Below are 22,542 nucleotides of genomic sequence, written 5' to 3' on the forward strand. Positions count from 1 at the left end.
GTTGCGAATAAGGGTGAGGTTATTTTTGAACTGCGCCTAATGTGACGGTGCTAGGCCACAGCAATTGCAGGTGTGGTAGCACATTTTGCTCACCAATTTGGCTAACCAGGCCTGAGCGGCGCAATTTTTCCAGGATATTGGGCCTGGCTTCGGCAATGACCAGGCGAATATTGTGATGCTTGCAGGTATCCAGCAGGTTCCACAAAGCTTGCATGCCGGTGGCATCCATGATGGGTACCCGCGATATCCTCAGCACAATGGTATCGGTATCCTCTCGCAGGGTTTGCAGCCGGTGTTGTAAATGTTCTGCCGCACCAAAGAACAAAGGGCCTTCTACGCGGTATACCAATGTGCTGGGTGGCAGGCACCATGTGCGTTGCCCGTATTCTTGCTGGAGGTCAGCATCGCTCAATTGCGTGATGCTGACCGTTTCCGCCATGCGTTTCATGAACAATAACGTGGCAAGCATGACGCCGATATTCACGGCGATCACCAAGTCGCTGAATACCGTAAGCAGGAAGGTGATCAGTAGCACGGCGACATCTGCACGCGGTGCGGTCTTGACCATATGCAAGAAGCGATGTGCTTCACTCATGTTGTAAGCCACGACGAACAAAATGGCCGCCAGTGCCGCGAGCGGTATATTTGCTGCCAGTGGTGCCAGCAATATCACAATCAATACCAGCGTGAGCGCATGGACGATGCCAGAAAGCGGGCTGTTGCCGCCATTGCGAATATTGGTTGCCGTACGCGCCAGTGCGCCCGTGGCGGCAAATCCACCGAATAATGGCGAGGCGATGTTGGCAATGCCTTGTCCAATCAGCTCCTGGTTGGACTGATGGAGGGTACCAGCCATATTGTCCGCTACGACCGCCGAGAGCAGGGATTCAATCGCACCCAGCAGTGCAATGGTGAAGGCAGGGCCGATCAATTCCAGCATGGTGGCAGCGCTGATACCGGCTGGCAGGGAAAATTGTGGTAGGGCCTGCGGGATACCACCGAATGTGCTGCCTATGGTGGTGACTTCCTTGAAACTGAATATGGATTGAAGCACAGTGGCCGAGACGATGGCTACCAATGGACCAGGGATTTTTTTCAGGTAGCGATTGGAGAGCAGCAAAACCGCCAGGGTGAAGATACCCATCAAGGTAGTGTGCAGTTCCAGGTGGGGCAGTGCTGTGATCAGGCGCAGTAATTTCTCGTGGAAATGGTGTGCCGCTTGTGGCGCAAGCCCGAAGAAGTCTTGCCATTGGCCGACAAAAATAATGACGGCAATCCCGCTGGTGAAGCCGATGATGACTGGCTCCGGGATATAGCGAATGACACTGCCCATGCGCGCTAGCCCCATGATGAGCAGCATAATACCTGCCATCAGGGTTGCGATCTGCAAGCCAGCAATGCCATATTTTGCAGTGATGCCTGAGAGGATGACGATGAAGGCCCCAGTCGGCCCGGTGATCTGCAAGCGGCTGCCGCCAAAGAGTGAGGCGAGTGTACCTGCGACAATCGCCGTATACAGGCCTTGTTCCGGCTTGGCCCCGGAGGCAATGGCAAACGCCATGGCGAGTGGCAGGGCCACCACCCCGACGATCAGCCCCGACATGATGTTGCGGTACCAATATTGGCGGGAGAGCAAGCCAGCATGCTTGGCTTCGAGAATCGCGATCATGATGTAAGGGACGCTAGGCAAGTGACAGGCATATCATAGCCTCTTTACCTACCTCGGCAAGATGATGTGTAGCGGCTTATAGGGATTCAATGAAATCGAGCAGTTGTTGGCGTTCTTGTGGCGACATCTGTTGCACTATGTTGCGCGACTCTTCTGCTTCGCCGCCATGCCACAGGATCGCTTCCAGAATAGTCCGCGCCCGGCCATCGTGCAGAAATCCTACATGGGGTTCCACTTGTTTGGCCAGGCCAATGCCCCATAGTGGCGGGGTGCGCCATTCGCTGCCGCTGGCAGCAAAATCCGGGCGCTGGTCAGCAAGCGCTGGCCCCATGTCATGTAGGAGTAAATCGGTATAGGGCGCGATCAGCTGTTCACCAAGGGCTGTCAGGCGCGGGAAAGCCGCTGTCTTGATTTCTGGTTGGTGGCAGGCTGCACATTGGGCTTGACGGAACAGCAAGGCCCCGTGCTGTATGGAGGCTTGCTGTTGCTGGCGGGGTGCAGGGGCAGCAAGCGCAAGTTGATGGAATTCCATTTGCTCGAGCTGTGCGGCGGATATTTCAGGCATGCCGGAAACGGGTGCTTGCTGACAGGCAATTTGCTCTTCGGCGCAATTGCCATGGCGGAACAGATGCGAGCTTAGCCCCATGTCGCCAGCCAAGGCGCTGGCGGTTTGCTCACGCAATGTGGCGACATTGGCTTTCCAGCCGAAACGGCCAATCACTGTTTTTTGCTGTTCTGCACTCCACACCCAATTGACCTTGCCCTTGATCGTGCCAGGCTTGGGCTGGGCCGCCAATGCTAGCAATGTGCTATCCGGGATGGCGGCGAGCAAGCCCATGCCATAAATCGCGGGGGCAATGCGGGCAGAGGTTTGCAGATTATCTGGCATAGGGCCATATGCCAGATTGCTGAATGAAATACGTGGTTTGCGTAAGCTGACGATTTCACCTCCATTTAAGAGGACATAGGTTTCTTCATAATGCAGATGCGCACGGCCTTCAGCATTGACGCCAGGCGCACCGAATTCCTGCAATTGATCGCCATACCAGGGCAGGGGCAAAGGAGCACCAGTGATGGTTTTGCCGGGAATGCTGAGGCGAACCAGCATGGAACGCATGGATTCTTCTGGTGAATCTGGTGCAAAGCCCCGACCATTTTTGGCGTGGCAAGCGATGCAGGAGTTGCGGTTATATAACGGCCCTAGCCCTGCGATTTCACGATCAAGCGCGGGAGAGATAATCTAGCTTTGCCGCACCAGGCTGCGGCCTTGCTGGAATGTCTGTATATCTTTTGTGGAGAGTGGTTGTATCGCTTGCGAGTATGCCTCACGAGTGGTGTTGTTTGTCACTACCCTCGCTGCTTCTTGACTGCTGGTAAGTCTGGGAATAAAAGTACTTGCGATAAGTGATGCGACAAGAAAGCGATACAACATCAGGGTTACAAGCCTGCTGCAATGCGGGTAGCGGCTTGGTAGCGATCATGCATGATCTTCTGCCATTGTGCTGTTTCAGTGGTATCTAATGTCCTGGGAGCCTTGGAGTCGGCGGTAGCCTCATCCATGGGTAGAGATTGCAGTAGCTTCTTTGCTTGCAGCACTTGTGGCGCATTTTCCCCCAAGGTATTGCTGGCAGACTGGATGGCGGCGATGGCCTGCTTCAGGCTAGCCAGGTTTTCCGTGATGATGGCATCAAACAAGGCATTGGTGATCTCTTGGCGAGCCAGGCCACGTTTGGTGTCATAGGTAAATGCCGGATTATTTGCAAACGGGTTGAAATATCCTGCGGGTTGATCTGTATAGACCGAAGGCCGCACAGGTAGCTTGCGAATGTCCGGGTGAAACAGGAGGTGCTGGCCTTGTGCTGAAAGCACAAAGCTGGTGAAGGCTTGCGCACCTTCCTGATTGGCTGCCTGCTTCATTACCGCGATATGCGCTGGAGAATAACCTGTGACTTCAGGGTAAAGAAATTGCAGCGGTGCGCCATTCGCGATGGCAGAAGCCGTGAAAAAGTCGATGGTCAAGCCTGCCAGCAAACGGCCAGTGGCAATATCATCGGTAATAAAAGTCGAACCCATGCCTACCAGTTCCGAGTTGGCGGCGATCTCCTGTAACAGGTTCCAGCCAGCCTGCCAACCGTAGCCTTGCAGCAAGATATCAATCAGTGGTGGGGCGTACCCCACTTTTGAAGGTACAGGCAAGGCTACCTTGCCTCGCCATGCTGGATGAGTGAGATCATGCCAATCATGTGGCACAGGTAGTCCTGCTGCAGTGATACCCTGCGGGTTAATTGCAAGGCCATACCCTGCTATTTCTGTGGCAATGTAGTTGCCTTCGCGCAATGGGAATCCATTGATGGAAGCAGGCAAGCCATCAAGGGTTAAATGTAGTGGCTGAAAAGCCTGTATTTTTTCTAGCTGGGCGAAATTACGTTGCGCAGGTGTCCAGTACACATCGACTGGCTGCGATGCATCCTTGAAATACGCCATGGCATCGCGCGATTGCCGCCAGAGTATTTCCAGCTTGTATTGCGGATATTGTTTTTCAAATGCCGCTTCGAATGGTGAGACGACCTCTTGCGGATAGCTGGTCATCACGATGACCTTGGTCGTATCCGCCCATGACACCTGGCTGACAAGTATCAGCCAGATGATGAGAATCTGGATTGGCCAGCTCAATGCTGCCTTGATAGTAAGAGAGCGGGCCATGATGTTTCCTATCTAGTTGTGAGTTGCTTAGAACTTGCGCGTGACGTTAACAAACATATTGCGGCCTTCCATATAGAAGCCTTCTGTATATGCATAGTTTTTGTCGAGGATGTTATTAATACCTGCTTCGGCAAACCAGTCCGCATTGACTGCATACATGGCTTTGATATTTCCAGTTGCAAAACCCTTGGCTGATAACCAGGTTGTAAGTGCCTGATTTTGCCGAGAGTAACGTGATGATGAGGCTTCCATGCTCGCTAATATCTGTAAGGCACTATTTATTTTCCACTTGCTGTACGCAAAGAGTTTTTGGCGCGGTACATCTGTTAATTGTTGGTCGTTACTTAGGTTATCTCGATTGATGAAGGTATAGTTGCCGCCCACTTCAACATTATCGCTGGCAAACCAGGTTCCACCTAGTTCGATACCCTGGCTTTGTACTTTTCCAATATTGCGGAATTGAAAGCAATTTCCCCCGCCTGCAGTACAAGCTGAATTTGGAAGGCTGACAGATTGAATCATGTCTTTGGTATCAATAAAGAATACCGCTCCTTGCAACTTCAACTCTGGTAACACGAAAGCGCCAGCACCCAGTTCATAATGAGTGGCTCTTTCTGTAGCTAGATCAGGGTTAGGGACAGCGCGACCAAAACGGCCAGAGAAACGGTCCTTCATGGTTGCAAAGCGACTTTTCCTGGAGACTGTAAGGTGAATGTCGCTATCTTCTGTTGGCTTATAGAATAAACCTGCTTGAGGATTCCACGCATGGGCATCGCCATTTGGGAAAGCGTAAATCTGGTTGAGGTTGTTCAGCCCTTCAGCCTTGATCGTGTCACGCTTGTCATAGCTAACGCCTGTTACCAGACTCAGCTTCTCGGTGAAGTGGTGAGAGTCTTCGATGCCGAGTGAGATTGTGCGATCTTCAAATGTTTGAATGGGATTGCCCTTGTTGTGCTCTTCGTGCTTGTCATGCTTGTAATGAGCGGAAAGTTTCAAAGTATTGGTTTTGGCAATATCGAAGCCCAGTTCGGCGCTAGCGCCATAGGTGTCGTCGTTATAAATGCTAGTGAATGAACTGTTTCTGGTCATTGTGGCATAACGCGCATCATCAAAGCTTTCCAATACATTTTTGAACTTGTCATAGAAAGCCCGGATTTTCAGGTAGGTGCTACTACCAAAGGTGGTACGTGAAATGAAATAAAGACTTTCTTTATCCCATTTTGGCCAATCCCAATAGTTGGCACCGCGTCCACTATCGTTGCCTGCGTATACAGGGCTACCTTTTGTGCCTTGCTGATTGATGTAATTCAGGCTGTATTCATTGCCTTCGCTAGGAGTTAAACCGATTTTAAGGTTGATTTTTCCGTCCCTGTTATATGCACGCTCTCTATCACCACCATTTTCAAAGCGATTGGGTGTGTAATCACTAGACATACGAGACCGCTCATTGTCCACGTATGAAGTATTGGCTTGCCAATACCATGTGTCGTAATTACCGCCCATGTTGACGTCAGTGGTATAGCCGTTGAATTTGAGATTGCGGTCAGTTTTCATGCCAGCTGTGATACTGCCTTCAAACTCTTTCACTGGCTTGCGACTGACTAGGTTGATTGCACCACCCAATGTATTAGGCCCGTAAAGAACAGAGCTGAAGCCTTTAGAAACTTGGATTTTAGATAAATCAAAAGTATTGAAGCGACCAAGGTCAACATAACCGTCGTAAGTGACGTAGACCGGAATACCATCTACAAAGACAGGAACCTGTCGTAAATCGAAACCACGTAATTGCACTAGTTGCTCATTACGCTGGCCACCTTGAGTCATGCTTATACCTGGCAAGGTATTGAGAGCTGTACCAACAGTTTCACGATTAAAAAGTCGCATATCTTCTTGCGTAATCGTATTGTCAGAGAGGCTAGTGTCTTCTTGCTGCTTGGTGGTGGTGACATTGATTTCACCCAGATTAAAAGGTGAAACTTCTGCCAATGAAACTTGGCTGCTGGCTAATAGCGCAAGAATGACAGCTACTTTCAGCCGCTTATGGTTAGTGAACATTGATCTCCCCGATGCTAAGTAATTGAAACAAAGGCGGGATTAAATATGAAATCATTATATTTGTAAATATATAACGTAAGTTATACATGAGTCACTGCATGAGATGATTCAAATATGTCAGTAGGCTAGCGTAACTGTCGAGGTTGGCTTGAATTAATCACTTGTTCTGGTAGGCTTTGCCGATACTTTCAGCAGGTGTTGCCGTGTCGCCATTATCCGAAATCCGCAAGTATCTTGAATCTGCAGCGCAGAGTTCGCTGGATGATATTTATGCAATTGACCCCCAGTCTTTAACATTAATGACGGTATTGGTTGATGGTGCCGAGGCGCCTGTTGCGGAACACCCGGTGGAGAATTTGCTGCTGGCATTGAAAGAGCCGAAGGTCAGGGAATTTCTGGAGGCTGTGCCTAGAGAACAAGTCATGCTGGATATTAGCCATGAGTTGCATGAGCTTAATCGTTACCTGGGCGAGTTTCGCTTACTGATGGTGGGGCGTGTCAGTGGGCAGGTATTGCTGGTGATGCGGGATACCCATGCATTCAGTCGCCATCTCTTGCATGTGCTGAATGAGGGGGCAAACCTGACAGCGTTGATTTCCAACGCGCCGGGCGTGGTTTATCAGGCGCACATGAGCCGGGATGGCGTGATGGGTTTTGTTTACTTGAGTGATGCTTGTAAGCCTTTACTGGGAGAGGATGCTGAAGTATTAGTTGCCAATCCTGATATTTTTCTTTCTCTCATTAATGAGGAGGATAAAGCCGCTTATGAAAAGAATGTCAGCGAATCTGCGCATAATTTAAGTGTGCTGAATTGGACGGGCCGCTTCTGGATGCAGGCGTGGCAAGATACGAAATGGATTAACCTGCGTGCCAGTCCACGCAAGATGCCCGATAACACGGTTGTGTGGGAGGGCATCATGACCAATATCACGCAGAGTCGACGCGAACAGCAAGCCATTCGCCAATCGCATGAAAAACTAGCCCGGCTTTCTGCCCAGCTTGCACAGATCAAGGAAAAAGAACGTTTGCGCATCGCCCAGGAAGTGCATGATGACCTAGGGGGAAACCTGACGGCAATTCGTCTCGGTTTGTCTTCCATCATCAAAAGGCTGGGGCCTGAGCAAGAGACATTACTGAGTAAAGCTAAGCAATTGGAGGCAATCGTTGATGATACATTTGAAGCCGCCCATCGCATTGCGAGTGATTTACGTCCCAACGTACTGGAGTTGGGGATAGTCGCTGCATTGGAATGGCAAGCAGCCCAGTTTGTCGAGAAAATCGGGATTCCTTGCGAGTTTGTTTGTCATCAACCTGAACTGACGGTGTCGACTGATCATGCAATTACCTTATTCCGTATTTGCCAGGAGGCGATGTCCAATATTGCTAAATATGCCAAGGCTAGTTATGTGAAGGTGACTTTGGCGGCATCAGCGGATGAGATTGTGATGCAAGTGGTGGATGATGGTATCGGCATTGCGCCTGTTGATAGGTTAAAGAATAATGCCTTTGGCATTAGCGGTATGGCGGAGCGTGCGGTAGCGCTTGCTGGGCAATGCAAGGTGCACGCGGGTAAACAAGGAGGTACAATAGTAACGGTAACTCTACCAGTGCAGCCAGTGAATATTGCCACGGCACTTAAATAACAAAACGATAATAACAATAACGATACTTCATATAATAACCATGGCATTGACTTCTACTTCTACAATTAAAGTGATTATTGCTGATGATCACGCCATCCTGCGGGAGGGCCTGAAGCAGATCCTTGCCGAAACTGAAGATATTGAAGTGGTGGCAGATGCTAAAAATGCGACTGAGGCGATCAAGTTGGCTAGCACCAAGGGGTTGGATGTCTTGGTGCTGGATATTTCCCTACCGGATCGTAGTGGTATAGAGGCTTGTAATATCATCAGGAAAGAACATCCTCGGGTCGCGGTATTAATGCTCTCCATGCATCGCGAAGATGCCTATGCGATTCGTGCCTTGCGTGCTGGAGCTTCTGGATATCTAAGCAAGCAAGGGGCTTCTGATCAGCTAGTGACGGCGATCCGTACAGTGGCCAAGGGCAAGAAGTACATCAGCCCGGAAGTAGCACTGGCATTGGCCGACCAAGTTGATGGCGGCTTGGATAAGCCTATCCATGATTCCCTTTCCAATCGTGAATTCCAGACCTTGACCATGATTGCTTCAGGTCTTTCTGTCAGCGAGATTGCGGATAATCTCTCCCTATCGGTCAAGACAGTCAGCATGTATCGTGCTCGATTGTTGGAAAAGCTCAACCTGCGCCACAACGCAGAATTAACTCACTACGCGATCAAGAACAACCTGATCGATTAATTTCAAGCGCTGATCTGGCGCTTTTTACCCCTCTTTTTATCCCGATTGCCTGCTTTAACCTCACGCTATTATGCTGATTGTGGCGTGGTAGCTTATTTTTTACATTCTGAAAATTAAAAAATTAGCTACTAAAAACTTTAGGGTTAAAAATAAAAAAAATTGATTTTTGTTTTTAACTTATTGAATTTTAATTAATTTAATGGCGTTTTTAATTGCGAGAAGGAGAAGGCTCTAAAGATTTTTTTAACCAAACCGACATCAGGGGCATGGCATTGCAATCAGATGCAGCGCGAGAGAAAAGTTAGTGCAACCAACACCTAAATTTTTTTTCGATGCTACCGATAACAGTCTTAACAGTGATGTGATTCAAGGCTGTGAAGCGATACCAAAAGCAACAAGTGTTGTTTGGGAAATTAACTAAATCGAAGGAGAACCAACATGGCTGCAATTATCAACACCAACCTGGCTTCGCTGAATGCGCAACGTAACTTGACGACTTCGCAATCCAGCCTGAATACATCTTTGCAACGTCTGTCCTCTGGTCTGCGTGTTAACAGCGCCAAGGACGATGCTGCTGGCTTATCCATTGCTACTCGTATGGATGCTCAAGTGAGAGGGCAAACCGTAGCAATCCGTAATGCCAACGATGCGATCTCTCTTGCGCAAACTGCTGAAGGCGCACTGGGCAAGATCACTGACGCACTGCAACGTATGCGTGAGCTGGCAGTGCAGTCGGCCAATGCTACGAATGAATCTGGTGACCGTGACAACCTGCAAGCTGAATTCAAGCAGCTGCAAGAAGAAATCACCCGTATTACCGACGGTACCAAGTTTAATAATAAGGCCTTGTTCGACGGCAGTGCAGGGTCCCTGACATTCCAGGTAGGTGCGGGTACGACAAATCAAGATACCATCACAGTAAGTGAGATTAATCTGACTTCTGGTAGCTCCACAGCATCGGACGTTGCTGCTGCTGCTGCGACAGGTACCGTAGCGATTAGTGGTGCTACTGCTGATAGCGCAACTGCTGCGATTGATGCGATTGATGATGCATTGGATGCAGTGAATACCAGCCGTGCTACCTTGGGTGCTGTACAAAACCGCTTTGAGTCGGTAATCAGCAGCTTGCAAGTGTCGGTTGAGAATCAATCTGCTGCTAAGTCTCGTATACTGGATGCTGACTTTGCCGCAGAAACAGCGAACTTGACCAAGGCGCAGATTCTGCAACAAGCGGGTACTGCAATGCTGGCACAAGCCAACTCTGTGCCTAACAATGTGCTGACCTTGCTCCGAGGTTAAGGACAAGTGGCAGGTTATTAGTATGAAAATCCCGCAGTCTTCTTGAAAAACAGAGGCTGCGGGTTTTGCTTAAGGAATTCAACATGGCAATCACGAACATAGAGGCATATAGCCAGACCAATAGTCTGGCTCCTACGGCATCAGTCGTGTCTTTGCCTGGTGCTGGAGAAAAAGGTGGTGAGCAGCAACCTGCACCTGTGGCAACTAATGATGAGGTTCAATCAGCCGTAAAGCAGATTAATGAATTTATCGCTCCCATGATGCAGTCGATCCAGTTTTCCACAGATGCGGATTCAGGTCGAGTGGTTGTGAAAGTGGTTGATTCTGAAACACAGAAAGTATTACGCCAGATTCCTAACGAGGAGGTATTGGCGATTTCAAAAACTCTGGGCAAGCTGCAGGGGTTGATTATCAGGCAGACAGCCTGAGTTTGATTTTTTAGGTTTTCAGGGAAGCGAGGCATCGTTATGGCAAGCACTAGCGGGATTTCTGCCAGTACCAATTTCGATATTGATGCGATTGTCAGCAGTTTAATGACGGTTGAGCAAAAACCGTTGACGTTGCTCAGTCAGCAGAAAACGTCCTACCAGTCCAAGATTTCGGCCTATGCGACCTTACAGAGCTCGCTATCCAGTTTTCAGACAGCGTTAGCCAATCTTTCTACTAGCAGTAAATTCAATGTGCAGGCTGCCACGTCAGGGGATAGCTCGGTTTTTACCGCAACTTCCAGTGGCTCTGCAACGGTGAGCAATTATTCCATCAAGGTTGGTCAGCTCGCACAATCCCAGAAGCTGGCTACATCAAGCTTTGCTAGTACTAGTAGTGCAGTCGGCACCGGCACGTTGACGATTACGCTGGGTACCTATGATGAAGCCAATAATACCTTTACCGCAAATCCTGATAAAACCGCGAAAAGTGTGACGATCTCTGCCGCTAACAATAGCCTTGCAGGCATCCGTGATGCTATCAATGCGGGTGATGCAGGTGTAACGGCGACAATTGTCAATGATGGTCAGAATGGCGGACGCCTAGTGCTGACTTCAAAAGAGTCTGGAGAGATTAATAGCATCAAGGTCACTGTTGCTGACGCCGATGGTAATAATGCTGATGCTGATGGATTATCCCGTCTTGCTTATGATCCAACTGCGAGCGCTGGTTCCGGAAAGAATTTGGTTGAGTTGCAAGAGGCACGTAATGCCAAGCTCAATATTGATGGTATCGACGTGGAAAGCGCAAGCAATGTCGTGACTGGCGTATTAAACGGTATTACGCTGAACTTGTTCAAAGCTAGCCCTGATAATGCTGTTTCGCTAAATGTCACCAAGGATGTAAAGGCCATCAAGGACTCGGTCAATGCTTTTGTGACTGCGTTCAATGCCGTGAATACTACGCTGCGTAATCTGACAAAGTTTGATGATAGTACTACGACGGCTGCCGACAGGAAAAATGGCGCATTGCTCGGGGATGCCACAGCGAGGTCAATTTCTTCTCAAATCAAGATGTCGCTCACAAAGGCAGTAGGCGGTACTGATGCGTTCAGTACATTGAGCCAAATTGGTGTGGCGATACAACGAGATGGTTCGCTTGCACTCGACTCAAGCAAACTGGAAAAAGCGATTAATACTAACCTGGATGATGTTGCCAAACTATTTGCTGCGGTTGGTGTGGCTTCAGATGCCGATACGCGCTTCGTCACGCAGGGAAGCAAAACACAATCTGGTAACTATGCGATCGATATCACGCAAGCCGCAACTAGGGGGACGCTGACTGGCAACGCATCGCCTGACTTGAATATTGAGGCAGGGGTGAATGATACGTTATCCATCAAGATCAATAGTGTCTCTTACAACCTGACACTGGCTGCTGGTAACTATGCCTCTGTAGAGGAGTTGGCGCAGCAGTTGCAGACCCAGTTGAAGAATGCGAAGTCATCTGCTGAGGTTTCTGTTGAAGGTGGAATGCTGAAAATTACCTCTCCAGAATATGGTACTGGATCAACACTTGAGATCACTGGAGGTACAGCAGCAAGTGGTCTGTTTGGCAGTGACCCGGTCGCGGTTGAGGGGCTGGATGTAGCAGGCACAATCAATGGGGCAGAAGCTACAGGTAAAGGCCAAGTGCTGACTAGTACGGCTGTAGGTAATCCAGCCGAGGGGCTGGTTGTTTCTGTGCGCGGTACGGCAACAGGTAGCCGTGGCAGCATCGGGTTAAGTGTGGGCTATGCTGCACAACTGAATGAGTTGGTCAAAGGGTTCACCAGTGATGCTGGCCTGCTGGCAAGTCGAACAGAGGGCTTGCAGGACTCTATCAAGCGCGTGACCAAGCAGGAGGATGCCTTGCAGGTGAGATTGACCGCTGTAGAAGCACGTTATCGTGCTCAGTTTGTGGCGCTTGATGTCTTGATGACGCAAATGAAGACAACGCAGTCTTATCTTACTCAACAACTTGCCGCTATTAGCGCTAACAGTTAATTAAGGAGCTTTTCATGTTCGGGTTCAATGCAGGTGTCAATGCCTATGCAAGGGTTGGAGTCGAAACTGGGGTGGTGGCTGCTAGTCCTACCCGATTGGTTGTGATGTTGTATGAGGGAGCGATTACGGCATGTAATCTTGCGATCAAGCATATCCGCGAGCAGGATTATGCAAGTAAGAGCGCTGACTTGACCAAGGCGATTTCCATTATTGAGAATGGACTGCGTGCCAGCCTAGACAAGAAGGCGGGTGGAGAGATTGCCAATAGCCTGGATTCCTTGTATGCCTACATGGGCAATCGTCTGTATATTGCGAATAGCCAAAGCGATATTGCCGTGGTAGAAGAGGTGCTAAGATTGCTCAATGAACTGAATGAGGCTTGGTCCGAGCTTGCGAGCCAACCACAGTCTGCAAACCCGGTTCAGAATACTTTACAACAAAACCAACATGGTCTGGAAAAGGCATATTCATGAGTACCCAGCACACTTTGTCTTTATATGCAGCGGTAGCCGATATTACGGATCAAATGCTGGCAGCTGCCCAGCAACATGATTGGGAAAAACTTGCTACGCTTGAGGCTGAATGTGCTGCTCGTATCAAGCGAGCGGATGAAGATAATTGTGCTGAACCCTTACGTGAGCCTGAGCAAAAGCTCAAGTTTTCACATCTCAAGCGCATCCTGGACGCTGATCGCCAAATTCGCAATATCATTGATCCATGGATGGTGCGTCTCTCTGATATTCTGACCAATAACACTGCAAATCGGCAGATGTTCGATACCTATAAGCAGTTGATACGGCCTGGCAGATGATTATCAAGCAATCTCCCGATCCAGCTGATGCTGTTGCGCCCCTTGCCCGGGTAGCGCCAGTGCAGGCGGTGGAGGAGATTGCCAATACTGTTCAAGACCTTAATTTCCGCATTGCCCAACTGGTCAAGGGGCAAAATTATTTTGGCCAGGTCATGAGCCGTTTGCAGCCAGGGATTTTTCAGGTCAATGTGCAGGGCAATACCTTCAAGATGGAACTCGGGCAGCAGGCAACCATAGGTCAGCAAATGTTGCTGCGTTTTGTGGGAGATAGCCCGGTTCCCACGTTTCGTTTGCTGAGTCAGCAAGCTGGTCAGTTAGAACTCTCAAGGCTACCAGCCAATACTTTATTACAGGCCCAGCCCTTACCCTTACCTGCTGCTGATAATGGCGTATCTGCTGCGCTCAGTAGTGGTGCGCGTATCCTGAGTCAACAACTGGCCCAGGCCGCCAATGGTGAAACCTCCAAGACCTTGACTAGCCAGCAAGTCGTGACGCATGCGCCACAAAATCCTCGAATCGTTGCACAGGATATTCAGCGGGCATTTACCAGTTCTGGCTTGTTCTATGAATCCCATCTGGAAAAATTTACCGCGGGAAAACTGTCCTTAGCCAGCCTATTGCAGGAGCCACAGAATCAGCCGAATAGCGTGGCTGAGTCCATGATCAACAAGCAAATTGCTGTGCTGGAAAATCAGCGTGTGCATTGGCAGGGGGAAGTCTGGCCCGGACAGAAGATGGATTGGCAAGTAAAGGTGCACGAAGGGGAGGTCGACCCAGATGAGCATAACACTCATGCTGATGCCGCTGACGATAGGCCAATATCCAGTAATGTGAAGCTGGAGCTACCTAGCTTGGGCAGCGTGAGTGCGAATATTGTCCTGCATGCCGGGCATCTGCGCGTCCGTATCGCGGCTGCCGATCAGGTAGCCATAAAGCGCTTGCAATCTGAGTTGCCCGCCCTGGCTACTGCATTGACAAGCCATGGGCAGGTACTGGATGCATTGGCGGTGGTGCATGATGAATGATCCAGTCTTGCAACAGCAGGCGGTGGCGCTCGCGTATGAATCTGGTGACTTTGCCCCGCGCGTGGTGGCCAAGGGGAAGGGCATTATTGCGGAACAGATTATTGCTAAGGCTAAGGAACATGAGGTCTTCGTGCATGAATCCAGGGAACTGCTTGCGCTACTGATGCAGGTAGATCTGGATGATCACATTCCACCAGCACTGTATCAGGCGATTGCGGAGATATTGGCTTGGCTTTATCGCTTGGAGCATGGCGAAGATGCTCCCGCCCCCAATCTATTGCTCAGGCCCGAAGTTGATTAACGCTTATTGGTGGTCTAGAGGTTGGAGTGAAATGGTTTTGAGGTATGTGGTATCGCTCGCAAAGAGTGTGGTCTTACACCTGCATATTCATGATGTCCTGATAGGCTGATACCAATCGATTGCGAACCTGTATCGTGGCTTGTAATGAAATGTTGGCTTTTTGCCCCGCGACCATCACATCGGACAAGCTTACCTTGTCATCTCCCATGGCAAAGCTTTTGCCCAACTCTTCTGCTTTTACCTGTGCTTGGTTGACCTGATTAATCGAAGACTTCAGAACTTCAGAGAAATCCACACGGGTGGTGGATTGTGTTTTCTGTGCCATGTTGGTGCCAGTAACACCTTGTACTACACTTGCGGCGTTGGGCTTTTGGGCAGCTGCCTTGAGCTGCGCCATCATGGCTTCTATTCTGCCGGAATCTATCGCTGAAGTTTTCATGGAAATCTCCTGAATTGCTTATGCCCTTGCGGACTTATTTCAACATGGCAGCAGCTTATCATTCGCCTTGCTACCTCTTTGATGGGAATAAGGCGATAAAACCCAGCTTATTTTCCTGATTAAATTTGCCAGCGCATCGTGATAATGGCATCGCAGTGATAAAGCGGTGACCGTAGGATGAATGGCACCTGGGCATCGCGGATGCTGCGCAACTAGTTATTTTGCCATCGCATGGGAGAAGTATTATGGCAGCAGCCAACGAAGCGACCTTGGCCGCGGACACTACCACCGAAGCACCAGCACGAGGCGCGTTCAACTTCAAGTCACTCTTGGAGAACAAGCTGCTGCTGGCCTTGGGTGCGGCTGCCGTGATTGCCTTGATGGTGGTGTTCTGGCTTTGGAGTCAGAAACCTGAATACCGCGTATTGTTCTCTAGCTATTCCGATAAGGACGGTGGTGCAATTGTTGCGGCGCTGGAGCAGATGAATGTGCCCTACAAGATTGCCGATGGAGGCAGTGCTATATTGGTACCTGCCAATAATGTGCATGACATCCGACTCAAGCTCGCTGCACAAGGTTTGCCCAAAGGTGGCAATATTGGCTTTGAATTACTGGAAAACCAGAAATTTGGTGTTTCGCAGTTTGTCGAGCAAGTGAATTTCCAGCGCGGCCTGGAAGGTGAGCTTGAGCGAACCATTCAGTCTATCGGGACTGTGCAGGCAGCGCGTATTCACTTGGCGATGCCTAAGCCAACCGTATTTACACGTGATCAACAAAAACCAACGGCATCCGTGATGCTGAATCTGCATCCTGGTCGCACGCTTGATCAGCGTCAGGTGAGTGCAATCGTACACCTAGTCGCGAGTAGCGTTCCTGATTTGCCAACCTCTAATGTCACCGTGGTTGACCAGAATGGCAACCTACTTTCTGGTAACGGCAAGGATACTGGTGCCAATCATCAGCTTGATCCTACGCAACTGAAATATGTGGACGAGTTGCAGCAAAATATCGTGCGCCGTGTTGAATCTATTATTGCACCACTGGTAGGTGCGAAGAACGTGCATGCTGAAGCGAGTGCTGAGGTGGATTTCTCCGTGGTGGAGCAAGCGGCTGAAATCTACAAACCCAATCCAACGCCAGAGGGTGCTGCCATCCGCAGTAGTCAGAGCAACGAATCGCAAACCCTGCCAGGTCAAGGCGTGGGTGGTGTGCCGGGAGCATTGAGTAATCAGCCTCCCGCGCCAGCGACCGCACCTATCGTTGCGCCAGGCGCTGGTCCGACCACCACGACCAATGCGAATGTGGTGACTACCACTACGACAACACCTCCTGGCACTACCGTCACCACGCCCATCATGAATTCGGAGCGGAATACCACGACCAATTATGAGGTGGATAAGACCGTGCGTTATCAGCAGCAGCCCATGGGAGGGGTCAAGCGCTTGACGGTGGCGGTGGTGGTTAACCATAAGCAGGTAGTGGATGCTCAGGGTAAGGTGACGACACGTCCGTTGACCGATGATGAGAAAAACCAGATTAGTGATCTTGCCAAGCAAGCCATGGGCTTTAACCAGGAGCGCGGCGATTCATTGAGTGTTGTGAATAGTTCCTTCATGCCCGAATTGGCTGAGGTGTTCCCGGAAGTGCCATTATGGAAAGACCCGGAAAACATTGATATGGCCAAGGAGTGGTTGAAGAACGGCTTGGTCTTGCTGGTACTATTCATGCTGTATCGTCGCTTCTTGCGCCCTTTACTGCGTAAGCTTTCACCTGAAGATGAAAAGAAGGGTGAACTTGCCAAACTGGATGAAGAAGATCAGGATGCCATTGTCAGCTTATCTGCTGGCGAGGGTGGTATCGCTGGGGGTGGCACTGAAGCAGATGAAGCCAGAAGCCCCGCAGAGCGTAGCTATAAAAAGAATCTGGAAGCTGCACGCCAGCTTGCAAAGGAAAATCCCAAGGTCGTAGCCAGCATTGTGACAAACTGGGTGAATGGCAATGAGTGATAATGGCGTAGTCAAAAGTGCAGTGTTGATGCTTGCCTTGGGCGAGGATGAGGCTGCCGAGGTCATGAAGTATCTGGGCCCGCGTGAGGTGCAAAAACTGGGTACTGCCATGGCATCGATGAAATCTATCGGGCATGAGCAGGTTGAATCGGTCTTGGTTTCGTTCTTGGATGAGGCTGATAAGAATACAGCGATAGGCCTTGATTCTGATGAGTATATCCGTTCGGTACTGACGAAGGCGTTGGGAGATGACAAAGCATCAGGCCTGCTGAACCGTATCCTGCAAACGCGCGATTCCAGTGGTATTGAGAGCTTGAAGTGGATGGATGCTCAGACGGTAGCTGAGTTTATCAAGAATGAGCATCCGCAAATTATCGCTACTATCTTGGTACATTTGGAGCCGGATCAGGCAGCGGAAATCCTGGGTTATTTCACTGAGCGCCTGCGTCAGGATGCCATGCTGCGGATTGCCACCTTGGATGGTATCAAGCCAACGGCATTACGCGAGCTTAATGACGTGCTAACCAAGTTGCTCAGCGGCAATGAAAGTATCAAGAAGCAACAGATTGGCGGTGTAAAAGCTGCTGCTGAAATCATGAATTACATGAGTGGCGACAATGAGGCCAACCTGATGGATGGTTTCAAGAGTTATGACAGCGATATGGCTCAGCGCATCATGGATGAAATGTTTGTCTTCGATAATATTATGGAAATTGATGACAAGGGTATACAGATCATGCTGCGTGAAGTGCAGTCTGAGACATTGATTGTGGCCCTCAAGGGAACCACAGACGAATTGCGTGACAAGATATTCCGCAATATGTCCAGTCGTGCGGCTGAAATGATGAAGGAAGACCTGGAAAGCAAGGGGCCAGTCAGGTTGTCAGAAGTGGAAACCCAGCAGAAACAAATACTGCAAATTGTTCGCAGATTGGCCGACGAAGGCCAGATCGTACTAGGCGGCAAGGGTGAGGATGCTTATGTCTGATGTGATGATTCCTAAAGAGAAGCAAACCGCGTATCAGCGCTGGGAAATGGCTTCTTTTGCTGAAGAGTCATCGCGGCAATCGCCATCCGCTAGTGTGCGTCCTGCGCCACAAGTGGAACAGGAGAGTGAAGAGAAAAAACAAGCCCGCCTAGAAGCAGAGCTGGAGCAGGCTAGGCGTGAAGGCTACAAAATTGGGCTGCAGCAGGGCTTTGACACTGGAATAGCGGATGCAGCGGCCCAAGTGCAGCAAGATAGGGATCGGCTCAATGCTGTGTTGTCCAGCATGGACGAGGCGCTCAAGACTGCCAATGAAGCTATTTCAGAGCAGTTGCTCTCCTTGGCACTGGATATTGCCAAGGCAATGGTCAAGGATAGATTAAAGGTAGACCCCGCCATTATTTTGCCTATTGTACAGGAGTCTATTCATTATTTGCCTGTGGTGCAGAAGCCTGCTCGCCTGATTGTGCATCCTGACGATGTGGCCGTGGTTAAAAAATACCTGCAAGAAGATATGGCCGACAGCAACTGGCAGATTCATGAGGATGCCAGCCTGGAGAGAGGTGGTTGCATGGTGGAGACTGGTGATAACCAGATTGATGCCAGCAACGGTACGCGTTGGAAGCGTATTTGCGATGCCTTGGCACAGCATAGTGACTGGATAGAGCACCATGAGTAGCGCGCTCGTTCATCAACAAGGCTGGAAAGAGTATCTTAATGATTGTAGCGAGATACTGGAGATCGTTGAGTCACTAGAAGTTTCTGGGCGTATCACCAAATTGACAGGGTTGGTGATGGAGGCCGTCGGGATCAAATTGCCAATTGGCAGTGCTTGTTACGTTCCATTGGCAGAAGGGCGACGGGTCGAGGCCGAGGTGGTTGGTTTTGATGGTGGGCGAATGCTGCTGATGCCACAAAGTGGTGTTGAGGGCGTGACACCGGGCGCAAAAGTGTTTGCGCTGGAAGTGGCTGAAGCCTTGCCCAAGCCTAACCAGGCAAAACATCCACGCCGCCGCGCTATTGATCGTGCAAGGCATTTACCTGTGGGGGAGGCTTTGCTTGGTCGTGTGGTTGATGCGGCGGGTCGTCCGCTGGATGAGCTGGGGCCACTCAATAGTGAAAATAGCGTGCCACTCAATACCCGCCCGCTCAACCCCTTGTCGCGTGCACCCATTGAGGATGTCTTGGATGTTGGCGTGCGTGCCATCAATAGTATGTTGACTGTTGGCCGTGGCCAGCGCATGGGCTTATTTGCCGGTTCTGGCGTAGGTAAGAGCGTGCTGTTGGGAATGATGGCGCGCTATACCACGGCAGATGTCATTGTTGTCGGCTTGATTGGCGAGCGTGGTCGTGAAGTAAAAGAATTTATTGAACAGATTCTCGGGCCTGAAGGGCTTGCCCGTTCTGTCGTTGTCGCTGCGCCTGCGGATGTCCCGGCGCTGATGAGGTTGCAGGGTGCGAGCTATGCAACGGCAATTGCCGAGTATTTCCGGAATGAGGGCAAGGATGTTTTGTTGATCATGGATTCCTTGACTCGCTATGCCATGGCGCAGCGCGAAATTGCCCTAGCGATCGGGGAGCCTCCTGCTACCAAAGGCTATCCGCCTTCAGTGTTTGCTAAGCTTCCGGCCCTGGTGGAGCGCGCTGGCAATGGTAAGCCAGGTGAAGGGTCTATAACCGCGTTTTATACCGTGCTAACCGAAGGTGATGATCAGCAAGATCCGATTGCTGATTCTGCACGGGCGATTCTCGATGGACATATTGTATTGAGCCGTAGCTTGGCCGAAAGCGGGCATTATCCAGCCATTGATATAGAGCAATCGATCAGTCGGGCCATGCACAATATCACGTCGCCCGAGCATCAGAAAAACGCGCGTAAGCTCAAGCAGTTGAATTCCCGCTATACCCGCAACCAAGATTTGATCAATGTCGGGGCTTATGAAAGCGGGAGTGACCCAGTGCTGGATGAGGCCATCATGCGTCACGAGGCAATTGAGGCTTTCTTGCAACAAGATATTAAGGAGTCCGCCCACTGGACGGCCAGCGTCAATGATCTGGCTGCATTGGTAGGAGGCGTAAGTTAATGACTAAGCCAGAGGGGAGATGGCATGTCTAAGCAAAAACGGGTGGTGTTGACTACCTTGCAGGGATTGGCCGAAAAGGACGTTGATGTGGCTGCTGATCGTCTGGGTGAAGCCAACCGGCAATTGGCTGAGTCAGAAAAAAGCTTGAATCTGTTAATGCAATACCGTGCTGATTATGTCAGCCAGCGTGACCAGGCGATGAGCAATGGCATGACGGCAGAGATTTACCAGAACTACCAGAGTTTTCTCGGCAAGCTGTCACAAGCGATCGTGAGCCAAACCGAGAATGTGGAGCGTTTGCGCCAAGTACACCAGTTGCGTAAACAAGAGTGGCAAGAATGCCAGAAGAAAAAGATGTCTTATGACGTGCTGATTGATCGTGCCGATAAGCGTGAAAATGCGATCGAACTCAAGCGCGACCAAAAGATGATGGATGAGCATGCCATGCGTGTGAGCCGTAACCAGAGTAGACAATAAGCAGGAGCTTCCAGCATGCAGAATATTCCAGTACCCAGCCAGGCGGCGATTCTCAACAATACGGCAGCCAGTGCTGCTGTGGCCAAGGCGGCAAAGTCCACCAACACTGCGAATGACGGCCCGGCTTTCAAGGATGTGCTTGCCAAGCAAGTGCAGGCCGAGGCGAAACAGGTAGGTAGCACCGAGCAGGCAATACAGAAGCAGCGCATGCTATTGCAACTAAAGTTGGGAGCTGAGTCGCAGCCTATGGTTGATCCGGAATTGGTACCGGCTGAGCTGCTACTGGATCCAAAGTTAGTACAGGAAGAGATGCTATCTGTAGCCGATAAAGAGGCTCTCTCAGAGCAGGATGCTGCGTTGATGACGCAGGAGTCAGTGCCCGTAGCGACGGATGCGCAGCCGATCGCCGCAGCGATGACACCTGATGTGCAGCGCAGGCCCGCCGTGGAAGTAGCTGATGAGCTTGAGCAGTTGGGTGCGCAACGTGCGCCCGTAGAGTGGCAGGGCAAGGATAAGCCTGCTGCTGATCTTGAGCTTGAAGTTGATAAAGCCGCGATACTCACAGCCGCCTCTATTCCAAAGCCGACTGCCAACGATGAACAGTCCTCGTTGTTTGCTGACGCCTTGGAGCAAATACAACAACAGGTACAAGCCACTGCGACAGCTCCTATGCAACAGCCTCAGCAAGCCCAGCAGGCTGCAGCTGCCATGGATGTGCGCGGCAATCTGGTGCCTACACCTTTTGGGCAGCCTAGTTGGAACCAGGCAATTGGCCAGAAGGTGGTCTGGATGGCCGCTGGTGGAGAGCAGACCGCTTCACTGACATTGAATCCACCTGATCTAGGGCCATTGCAAGTGGTTATTCATGTGCATAACAACCAGGCAGATACGACTTTCCTTTCTGACCAGGCTGATGTGCGTCGTGCGCTGGAAGATGGCATGGATAACTTGCGCCAGATGATGAGCGAATCAGGCTTGCAATTAGGCCAGGCCAATGTTCGCTCTGGACAGCAGGAGGCGCAGCAACAAGCTGCAGGCATGAATCGCGCGAATACAGGTGTGCAGGGGAATGAAGCCGAGACAGTGCTAGCCAAGGCTGCCAAGGTGATGGGGTTGGTAGATACCTTCGCCTAATAGCCATTCATTTCCTGCGATAGCGGTATTTCCCCTATGGCCTTGTCATGATCTGATTGGTGCCGTGACGTCAGCTGCCGGGGGCATAGTATCCTGGCAGTGATTGTTTTTGCCCATCTTGCTTCTCTTTATCCGCGCCTATCCATGGATTTGGCGTAATTTCCTCCTTCTATTTCCTGCATGCTATTCTGGCAAATCTTTCATAATATTTACTAACCAGTAGTAGAACGGCGATAAGGATTGCAGATGGCACAAGAAGTCACAAAAGAAGTTCAGCCGCAAAAATCAAAAAAAGGCCTGATCCTCATAGCGGTAGGGGTTGTCCTAGTATTGGCGTTGGGTGGCGGTGCCGCCTATTGGTATTTCAGCCAGAAATCCCATGTTGAGCACGAGGGGAAGCCCAAGGAAGAAAAGGTGGAGGTCAAGGATCCAGTGTTCGTCAAACTGGAGACTTTTACTGTCAATCTTCAGCCAGACGCCGAGGCACAATATCTGCAAGTCGATCTGACTTTGCAGGTGGAAGACCAAGCACAGGCGGACAGTATCACTAAGCATATGCCCAGTGTGCGTAACCGTATCCTGATGCTGCTGAGTGGCAAGAAATCGTCTGAGTTGCTGACAATTGAAGGAAAGCAGGCACTGACCAAGGAAATCATCAATCAGCTTTCTCAGCCGTTCAACAAAGGCGCTAAGCCGTTGGTGATCAATGATGTGTTTTTTACTTCGTTCGTGATTCAGTAAATATC

The 22,542-nt window shown here is 50.3% G+C and carries 21 protein-coding genes; 16 read left to right on the forward strand and 5 right to left on the reverse strand.

Translation table 11 applies throughout. The annotated features are described in order from the left end of the window. Nucleotides 1-19: 19 nt before the first annotated feature. The 4 genes from sulP to LG202_RS01890 form a co-directional block, all read right to left on the reverse strand. Nucleotides 20-1,669 (reverse strand): sulfate permease, encoded by a 1,650-nt coding sequence (sulP, locus tag LG202_RS01875; RefSeq protein WP_230348016.1) that lies wholly within the window; start codon nucleotides 1,667-1,669, stop codon nucleotides 20-22. A gap of 76 nt (nucleotides 1,670-1,745) precedes the next feature. Continuing rightward, complete coding sequence (locus LG202_RS01880) at nucleotides 1,746-2,909, reverse strand: di-heme oxidoreductase family protein (protein WP_459724640.1); 1,164 nt, start codon at nucleotides 2,907-2,909, stop codon at nucleotides 1,746-1,748. A gap of 197 nt (nucleotides 2,910-3,106) precedes the next feature. After that, entirely contained in the window at nucleotides 3,107-4,372 is a 1,266-nt protein-coding gene (locus LG202_RS01885; protein WP_230346729.1) for an ABC transporter substrate-binding protein, read from the reverse strand. A 27-nt stretch (nucleotides 4,373-4,399) separates the two neighbouring features. Beyond that, nucleotides 4,400-6,427, reverse strand: coding sequence for a TonB-dependent receptor plug domain-containing protein (locus tag LG202_RS01890; RefSeq protein ID WP_230346730.1), 2,028 nt, complete (start codon nucleotides 6,425-6,427; stop codon nucleotides 4,400-4,402). A 203-nt stretch (nucleotides 6,428-6,630) separates the two neighbouring features. On the opposite strand from LG202_RS01890, the gene LG202_RS01895 reads away from it, so the two are divergent. From LG202_RS01895 to LG202_RS01935, 9 genes are all read left to right on the forward strand, one after another. After that, nucleotides 6,631-8,070, forward strand: a complete 1,440-nt coding sequence (locus LG202_RS01895) for a sensor histidine kinase (RefSeq protein WP_230346731.1) — start codon at nucleotides 6,631-6,633, stop codon at nucleotides 8,068-8,070. 46 nt (nucleotides 8,071-8,116) lie between these two features. After that, entirely contained in the window at nucleotides 8,117-8,764 is a 648-nt protein-coding gene (locus LG202_RS01900; RefSeq protein ID WP_459724641.1) for a response regulator, read from the forward strand. A gap of 438 nt (nucleotides 8,765-9,202) precedes the next feature. After that, nucleotides 9,203-10,063, forward strand: coding sequence for a flagellin domain-containing protein (locus LG202_RS01905; RefSeq protein WP_230346733.1), 861 nt, complete (start codon nucleotides 9,203-9,205; stop codon nucleotides 10,061-10,063). A gap of 83 nt (nucleotides 10,064-10,146) precedes the next feature. Further along, complete coding sequence (locus LG202_RS01910) at nucleotides 10,147-10,491, forward strand: flagellar protein FlaG (protein WP_230346734.1); 345 nt, start codon at nucleotides 10,147-10,149, stop codon at nucleotides 10,489-10,491. A 39-nt stretch (nucleotides 10,492-10,530) separates the two neighbouring features. After that, nucleotides 10,531-12,534, forward strand: a complete 2,004-nt coding sequence (gene fliD, locus LG202_RS01915) for a flagellar filament capping protein FliD (protein ID WP_230346735.1) — start codon at nucleotides 10,531-10,533, stop codon at nucleotides 12,532-12,534. A 14-nt stretch (nucleotides 12,535-12,548) separates the two neighbouring features. Next, nucleotides 12,549-13,007 carry a flagellar export chaperone FliS gene (gene fliS / locus LG202_RS01920; RefSeq protein ID WP_230346736.1) on the forward strand — a complete coding sequence of 153 codons (459 nt, stop codon included), beginning with the start codon at nucleotides 12,549-12,551 and terminating at the stop codon, nucleotides 13,005-13,007. Further along, nucleotides 13,004-13,345, forward strand: coding sequence for a flagellar protein FliT (locus LG202_RS01925; RefSeq protein ID WP_230346737.1), 342 nt, complete (start codon nucleotides 13,004-13,006; stop codon nucleotides 13,343-13,345). Before fliS ends, LG202_RS01925 begins: the two co-directional genes overlap by 4 nt. Continuing rightward, the gene (gene fliK, locus LG202_RS01930; RefSeq protein WP_230346738.1) at nucleotides 13,342-14,370 is read left to right on the forward strand and encodes a flagellar hook-length control protein FliK; all 1,029 of its coding nucleotides are present in this window, start codon (nucleotides 13,342-13,344) and stop codon (nucleotides 14,368-14,370) included. Before LG202_RS01925 ends, fliK begins: the two co-directional genes overlap by 4 nt. Next, nucleotides 14,360-14,671 carry an EscU/YscU/HrcU family type III secretion system export apparatus switch protein gene (locus LG202_RS01935; protein WP_400877968.1) on the forward strand — a complete coding sequence of 104 codons (312 nt, stop codon included), beginning with the start codon at nucleotides 14,360-14,362 and terminating at the stop codon, nucleotides 14,669-14,671. Before fliK ends, LG202_RS01935 begins: the two co-directional genes overlap by 11 nt. 73 nt (nucleotides 14,672-14,744) lie before the next feature. Here LG202_RS01935 and fliE read toward each other — a convergent pair whose 3' ends face one another. After that, a complete protein-coding gene (gene fliE, locus LG202_RS01940) occupies nucleotides 14,745-15,110 on the reverse strand; it encodes a flagellar hook-basal body complex protein FliE (protein ID WP_230346739.1) in 366 nt (121 codons plus the stop codon). 245 nt (nucleotides 15,111-15,355) lie between these two features. Here fliE and fliF point away from each other — a divergent pair, with 245 nt between their 5' ends. From fliF to fliL, 7 genes are all read left to right on the forward strand, one after another. Then, nucleotides 15,356-17,116 (forward strand): flagellar basal-body MS-ring/collar protein FliF, encoded by a 1,761-nt coding sequence (gene fliF / locus LG202_RS01945; protein WP_230346740.1) that lies wholly within the window; start codon nucleotides 15,356-15,358, stop codon nucleotides 17,114-17,116. After that, the gene (gene fliG, locus LG202_RS01950; RefSeq protein ID WP_230346741.1) at nucleotides 17,109-18,104 is read left to right on the forward strand and encodes a flagellar motor switch protein FliG; all 996 of its coding nucleotides are present in this window, start codon (nucleotides 17,109-17,111) and stop codon (nucleotides 18,102-18,104) included. Before fliF ends, fliG begins: the two co-directional genes overlap by 8 nt. Continuing rightward, nucleotides 18,097-18,780, forward strand: a complete 684-nt coding sequence (locus tag LG202_RS01955; protein WP_230346742.1) for a flagellar assembly protein FliH — start codon at nucleotides 18,097-18,099, stop codon at nucleotides 18,778-18,780. Before fliG ends, LG202_RS01955 begins: the two co-directional genes overlap by 8 nt. Beyond that, complete coding sequence (gene fliI / locus LG202_RS01960; protein ID WP_230346743.1) at nucleotides 18,773-20,185, forward strand: flagellar protein export ATPase FliI; 1,413 nt, start codon at nucleotides 18,773-18,775, stop codon at nucleotides 20,183-20,185. Before LG202_RS01955 ends, fliI begins: the two co-directional genes overlap by 8 nt. A gap of 24 nt (nucleotides 20,186-20,209) precedes the next feature. Beyond that, the gene (fliJ, locus tag LG202_RS01965; protein WP_230346744.1) at nucleotides 20,210-20,662 is read left to right on the forward strand and encodes a flagellar export protein FliJ; all 453 of its coding nucleotides are present in this window, start codon (nucleotides 20,210-20,212) and stop codon (nucleotides 20,660-20,662) included. A 15-nt stretch (nucleotides 20,663-20,677) separates the two neighbouring features. Beyond that, the gene (locus tag LG202_RS01970; RefSeq protein WP_230346745.1) at nucleotides 20,678-21,796 is read left to right on the forward strand and encodes a flagellar hook-length control protein FliK; all 1,119 of its coding nucleotides are present in this window, start codon (nucleotides 20,678-20,680) and stop codon (nucleotides 21,794-21,796) included. A 246-nt stretch (nucleotides 21,797-22,042) separates the two neighbouring features. Next, nucleotides 22,043-22,537 carry a flagellar basal body-associated protein FliL gene (gene fliL, locus LG202_RS01975; protein ID WP_230346746.1) on the forward strand — a complete coding sequence of 165 codons (495 nt, stop codon included), beginning with the start codon at nucleotides 22,043-22,045 and terminating at the stop codon, nucleotides 22,535-22,537. Nucleotides 22,538-22,542: the final 5 nt, after the last annotated feature.

The sequence above is a fragment of the Methylobacillus methanolivorans genome (assembly GCF_054588515.1).

Bases quoted from the DNA above. Each gene is read 5' to 3' on its own strand.
- sulP (WP_230348016.1), bottom strand. From the start codon at position 1,669: ATGATCGCGATTCTCGAAGCCAAGCATGCTGGCTTGCTCTCCCGCCAA.
- LG202_RS01885 (WP_230346729.1), bottom strand. From the start codon at position 4,372: ATGGCCCGCTCTCTTACTATCAAGGCAGCATTGAGCTGGCCAATCCAG.
- LG202_RS01890 (WP_230346730.1), bottom strand. From the start codon at position 6,427: ATGTTCACTAACCATAAGCGGCTGAAAGTAGCTGTCATTCTTGCGCTA.
- LG202_RS01905 (WP_230346733.1), top strand. From the start codon at position 9,203: ATGGCTGCAATTATCAACACCAACCTGGCTTCGCTGAATGCGCAACGT.
- LG202_RS01910 (WP_230346734.1), top strand. From the start codon at position 10,147: ATGGCAATCACGAACATAGAGGCATATAGCCAGACCAATAGTCTGGCT.
- fliD (WP_230346735.1), top strand. From the start codon at position 10,531: ATGGCAAGCACTAGCGGGATTTCTGCCAGTACCAATTTCGATATTGAT.
- fliS (WP_230346736.1), top strand. From the start codon at position 12,549: ATGTTCGGGTTCAATGCAGGTGTCAATGCCTATGCAAGGGTTGGAGTC.
- LG202_RS01925 (WP_230346737.1), top strand. From the start codon at position 13,004: ATGAGTACCCAGCACACTTTGTCTTTATATGCAGCGGTAGCCGATATT.
- fliK (WP_230346738.1), top strand. From the start codon at position 13,342: ATGATTATCAAGCAATCTCCCGATCCAGCTGATGCTGTTGCGCCCCTT.
- LG202_RS01935 (WP_400877968.1), top strand. From the start codon at position 14,360: ATGATGAATGATCCAGTCTTGCAACAGCAGGCGGTGGCGCTCGCGTAT.
- fliE (WP_230346739.1), bottom strand. From the start codon at position 15,110: ATGAAAACTTCAGCGATAGATTCCGGCAGAATAGAAGCCATGATGGCG.
- fliF (WP_230346740.1), top strand. From the start codon at position 15,356: ATGGCAGCAGCCAACGAAGCGACCTTGGCCGCGGACACTACCACCGAA.
- fliG (WP_230346741.1), top strand. From the start codon at position 17,109: ATGAGTGATAATGGCGTAGTCAAAAGTGCAGTGTTGATGCTTGCCTTG.
- LG202_RS01955 (WP_230346742.1), top strand. From the start codon at position 18,097: ATGTCTGATGTGATGATTCCTAAAGAGAAGCAAACCGCGTATCAGCGC.
- fliI (WP_230346743.1), top strand. From the start codon at position 18,773: ATGAGTAGCGCGCTCGTTCATCAACAAGGCTGGAAAGAGTATCTTAAT.
- fliJ (WP_230346744.1), top strand. From the start codon at position 20,210: ATGTCTAAGCAAAAACGGGTGGTGTTGACTACCTTGCAGGGATTGGCC.
- LG202_RS01970 (WP_230346745.1), top strand. From the start codon at position 20,678: ATGCAGAATATTCCAGTACCCAGCCAGGCGGCGATTCTCAACAATACG.
- fliL (WP_230346746.1), top strand. From the start codon at position 22,043: ATGGCACAAGAAGTCACAAAAGAAGTTCAGCCGCAAAAATCAAAAAAA.